Source organism: Actinophytocola sp. (genome assembly GCF_036002505.1).
Taxonomy (GTDB): Bacteria; Actinomycetota; Actinomycetes; order Mycobacteriales; family Pseudonocardiaceae; genus DASYTH01.
The window spans coordinates 1-4,168 of the sequence record NZ_DASYTH010000272.1; the positions used below are offsets into that span (position 1 = coordinate 1).

5 protein-coding genes are annotated in these 4,168 nt (G+C 67.3%); 1 reads left to right on the plus strand and 4 read right to left on the minus strand.

The window, feature by feature from the left end:
- From VGR06_RS23915 to VGR06_RS23930, 4 genes are all read right to left on the minus strand, one after another.
- The coding region (locus VGR06_RS23915) for a Gfo/Idh/MocA family oxidoreductase (RefSeq protein WP_327561352.1) at window positions 1–183 on the minus strand (183 nt) is incomplete at its 3' end.
- 4 nt (window positions 184–187) lie between these two features.
- Window positions 188–1,105 carry a carbohydrate ABC transporter permease gene (locus tag VGR06_RS23920; RefSeq protein WP_327561353.1) on the minus strand — a complete coding sequence of 306 codons (918 nt, stop codon included), beginning with the start codon at window positions 1,103–1,105 and terminating at the stop codon, window positions 188–190.
- A complete protein-coding gene (locus VGR06_RS23925; RefSeq protein ID WP_327561354.1) occupies window positions 1,102–2,106 on the minus strand; it encodes a sugar ABC transporter permease in 1,005 nt (334 codons plus the stop codon). Before VGR06_RS23925 ends, VGR06_RS23920 begins: the two co-directional genes overlap by 4 nt.
- 13 nt (window positions 2,107–2,119) lie before the next feature.
- A complete protein-coding gene (locus VGR06_RS23930) occupies window positions 2,120–3,463 on the minus strand; it encodes an extracellular solute-binding protein (RefSeq protein WP_327561355.1) in 1,344 nt (447 codons plus the stop codon).
- Between the two features lie 184 nt (window positions 3,464–3,647).
- Between VGR06_RS23930 and VGR06_RS23935 the strand changes: the two genes are divergently transcribed.
- On the plus strand, window positions 3,648–4,168 hold a 521-nt coding region (locus VGR06_RS23935), incomplete at its 3' end, for a glucuronate isomerase (RefSeq protein ID WP_327561356.1).

Genomic DNA, 4,168 nt, shown 5'->3' on the forward strand with positions numbered 1-4,168 from the left:
CAGCGTGTCGATCAGCTCGCGGTGATCGGTGAACCCGGGCACGCCGTACCGCGCGGCCGCCACCGCCGCCCTGGCCGGGTCCGTGTCGCAGACGCCGACCAGGTCGGTGCCGGTGAGGCTCCCGATCGCCTCGAGGTGCACGACCGACACGTCGCCACACCCGATCACGGCCGCGGTGGTCACGGCGTCACTTGACGCCGCCGGCGGTGAGGCCGCCGACCAGGTAGCGCTGGAACAACAGATAGAGCAGTACGACGGGTGCCGCGGAGACCAGTGCAGCGGCCATGACCTGGGAGTACACCGGCAGCGCGCCGCCCTCCTGGGTCGCCCCGAACGTTGACAGCGCGACCGCGGCGGTCTGCGTCTCCGGCCGGGTCAGCACCGACGCGAACAGAACGTCGTTCCAGCCCAGCAGGAACGCGAAGATGCCGGATACCACGATCGCCGGCAGGCTGAGCGGCATGATGATCCGGAACAGGATCCGCAGGGTGGACGCGCCGTCCACCCGGCCCGCCTCCTCCAGCTCACGCGGCAGGCCGCGGAGGTAGGTGACCATCACCCAGGTGGAGAACGGCAGCGCGAAGGTCAGATACGCGATCCACAACCCCCAGCGCGTGCCGACCACCGAGATTCCCAGATAGTTGCCCGCCGAGGAGAACAGCACGAACACCGGCAGCAGCATCAGCGTGCCCGGGATGCTCTGCAGGCCGACCAGGCCGCGCAGGATCGTGAGGCGGCCGGTGAACGTGTAGCGCACCAGCACGTACGCGGTCACGGTGCCGAGCAGCGCGGACGCGATCGCCACGAACCCGCACACCACCAAGCTGTTGAGCAGCCCGGTGGACAGGTTCGCCGTGGTCCAGATCTTGGAGTAGCTCTCGAGGGAGAACGAGCTGGGCCAGAACTGGCCCTCCGCCACCCCGATGTCGGTGTTCAGCGACGCGAGCACGATGTACGCGGTGGGCACCAGGACCATCGCGCACAGGATCACGGTGACGATCACGAGCAACGGCCGGGGCAGCAGCCGCTGGGCCTCGCCGGCGGCGGTGCGGTTGCCCCGCGTCGGGACAGGAGCCGCTGGCGCGGTTGCGATGGCGGCGGTCATCGCCGGCCTCCTTCCTCATGCACGTCCAGGCGGAGCGCACGCAGATACGCGAACAGGGGGATGGCGATGAGCAGCAGCGACACGATCGCCATCGCGGCGCTGAGTCCGAATCGCAGGCTCTGGAAGCTGGTCACGTAGACGATCATCGGCATGACGTTGACGCTGTCCGGGGCGGGCGCACCGAACAGGACGAACGGAAGGGTGAAGTTGTTGATGTGGTTGAGCGTGGCCAGCAGGCACGCCAGGAGTACCGGGCCGCGCAGGTACGGCAGGATGACGTGGGTCAGCTTGGGCCACCAGTTCGCTCCGTCGATCGCCGAGGCCTCGTGCACCTCGTTGTCGACGCTCTGCAACCCGGCGAGCGCCATCAGGTAGATGAACGGCCAGGCCGCCCAGATCTCCACCAGGATCAGCGTCCAGTAGGACTTCGGCCCGGAGAGCCACAGCCCGCCGGTGATGCCCACCTTCCCCAACAGGGTGTTGACGATGCCGTCCGGCTGCAGCATGGTGCGCCACACCGTGGCCACCACGAATGACGGCAGCACGTACGGGATCAGGAACGCCGCCCGCACCACAGCGCGGCCGCGGTACCGGTTCTGGGTGGCCACCGCGGCGGCCACCCCGAACGGTATGGTCGCGATGGTGGAGATCACGGCGAACGAGACGCTGAGCCACATGGAGTGCAGCAGGCCGGACTGGAACGCCTCGACGTAGTTCTTCAGGCCGATGAATTCCGCGTCCAGCCACCGGCGCAGGGTGTACTGGTCGAGGTCGATCAGCGAGATGTAGATCGCCAGCAACAGCGGGATGAGGATGATCACCGTCATCAGCAGCCCGCCGGGGATGAGCATCCACAGCGGCCGCTGCCGTTCGGTGACGCCGCGGCGGCGCCGTTCCCGACGGCTCGGTGCCGGTTCCTGGAGGGCCGGGCCGGGCCCGGCGGCTATGGTAGCCGCCGAGCCGGATCGGGTTGGTCGGGTAGTCGTGCTGTCGTCGGTCATGACCGGTTACTTCCTACTTGGCTCGGTCCAGCGCCGATTGGGCGGTCTTCTGCGCCGTGGCCAACCGGCTGTCGAGCGCCGAATCGCTGACTGATCCCTTGGACAGATCGGGAATCGACTGCACCGCCACGTTGGTGAGCGCCAGTTGGATGTCCGACCAGGCGCCGGTGAACGGGGTCGCCACCGACTTCTTCGCCGCCTCGGCCACCGGGGCCAGCTTCTCGTCCGACTGCAGGGTCTGCAGCGCGGCGGCGTTTGCCGGCAGGTTGCCGGTCTTCTGGTAGTAGTCGAGCTGAGTGTCCTTGTCGGTGAGAAGCTTCACGAACTGGAACACCAGGTCCTTATTCTTGGAGTAGTCCGCGACGAGCAGATTGTCACCGGACAGGATGCTGGCGGCGTCTACTCCATTCGCCGGGCGGCTGGTCGCTCCGGGCGGCACCGCTGGCAACAGCGCGTACTTCCACTTGCCCTTGATCGCGCCCTCGTCCAGGGTCTTGATGGACGTCGCGGTCGTCAGCATGAAATAGCCGGTCTTGCCCTTGGCGAACGCGGCGACCGCCTGCGAGTTCGTCCAGCCGATGGCGGCCGGGTCGACCACCTTGTCGTTGGTGAGCCAGCCGAAGTAGGTCTGGTACGCCTTCTTGGTGGTCGGGTCCTGGATGCGGGCCGTCTTGCCCTCCACGAGCGGGTTGCCGGCCTGGATCGACATCTGCCAGGCGAACTTCCACGGGTCGAAGTTGTCCTTGTAGGCCACCGCGAGGCCGTACTGGCCGCTCTTGGTCATCTGCTTGGCCTGCTGGGCCAGCTCGTCCCAGGTGGTCGCCGGTTTGCTGATCCCGGCGGCCTTGAGCAGGTCGGTGTTGTAGGCCATGACGAACGGCCGGGTGACCCACGGGATGCCGACCTGGTTCTTGTCGTCCGGGCCGGAGATGCCCAGCGAGGCCGGCACGAACTGCTCCTTACCGCCGACCTTCTGCCACTCGGCGTCGCCCAGCTTCACGAACCCGCCGGTCGAGTAGGCGGTCGGGGTCATCGTGGTGCCGACGGCGTACAGGTCCGGGCCGGAGCCGGACACGATCGAGGTCTGGATCTTCGTGAGCTCGTCGCTGGCGCTGGAAAACGTCTCGAATTGCACAGTGGCACCCGTCTGTGCCTTGAACTTGTCGCTGATCGCCTTCTGCCAGGCCGCAAACTCCTGGGGGTACTGCGTGTTGGCGCCGATCAGCATGTGGAGCGTCTTGCCGGCACCGCTGCTGCCGCCGCCGCCGTTGTCACCACCGCCGCAGGCGGCGAGCCCGGCGGTGAGCGCGGCTGCACCGACCAGCGCTACCACCGAGCGCATCGTCCTCAAACCCATCTGCTGTTCTCCTTTTGGCTTGGCCTGCCGGAGCGGAGTGACCCACATCACGACAAGATGAGTTACGAGATGGTTTCCCCCAGCGACCGGCAGTGGCAACGAATTGCCAGTTGTTGTCTGGCTGCCGGGGGCAACAGTTGGCAACCACTTGCTACCCATCCCCGGGCCGCCCCACGCTCAGGCCATGGCCGCACTGACTCTGCATCCAGACCGTCTGTTACCCGCTGAGCCCGGTGTTCGGGAGATCGCCCGGCGGTTGTACGCGGCGGTGCGGGAACGGCCCATCGTGTCTCCGCACGGGCACGTGGATCCGCAGTTGCTGCTGCAGGACACTCCGTTCGCGGATCCGACCAGCCTGTTCATCCAGCCGGATCACTATGTGACCAGGCTGTTGCACGCGGGCGGCATCTCGCTGGATCGGCTGGGTGTGGGGGAGGGGCCACTGCCGGAGGACCGGGCCCGGCAGGCGTGGCGGCTGCTCTGCGAGAATTGGGAGCTGCTGCGGGGCACCCCTGTGCGGTACTGGTTCGACAGCGAGCTGGTGGAGATCTTCGGGGTCACCGAGCGGCCGCATGCGGGCAACGCGGACCGGCTGTATGACCAGATCGCGGACCAGCTGCGCCGCGATGATCATCGGCCGCGGGCGCTGTTGCGGCGGTTCGGTATCGAGGTCTTAGCGACCACCGACGACCCGGCCGATGACCT

Excerpts from the sequence above, each read along its gene's own strand:
- VGR06_RS23930 (WP_327561355.1), bottom strand. The coding sequence starts at position 3,463 with ATGGGTTTGAGGACGATGCGCTCGGTGGTAGCGCTGGTCGGTGCAGCC.
- VGR06_RS23920 (WP_327561353.1), bottom strand. The coding sequence starts at position 1,105 with ATGACCGCCGCCATCGCAACCGCGCCAGCGGCTCCTGTCCCGACGCGG.
- VGR06_RS23925 (WP_327561354.1), bottom strand. The coding sequence starts at position 2,106 with ATGACCGACGACAGCACGACTACCCGACCAACCCGATCCGGCTCGGCG.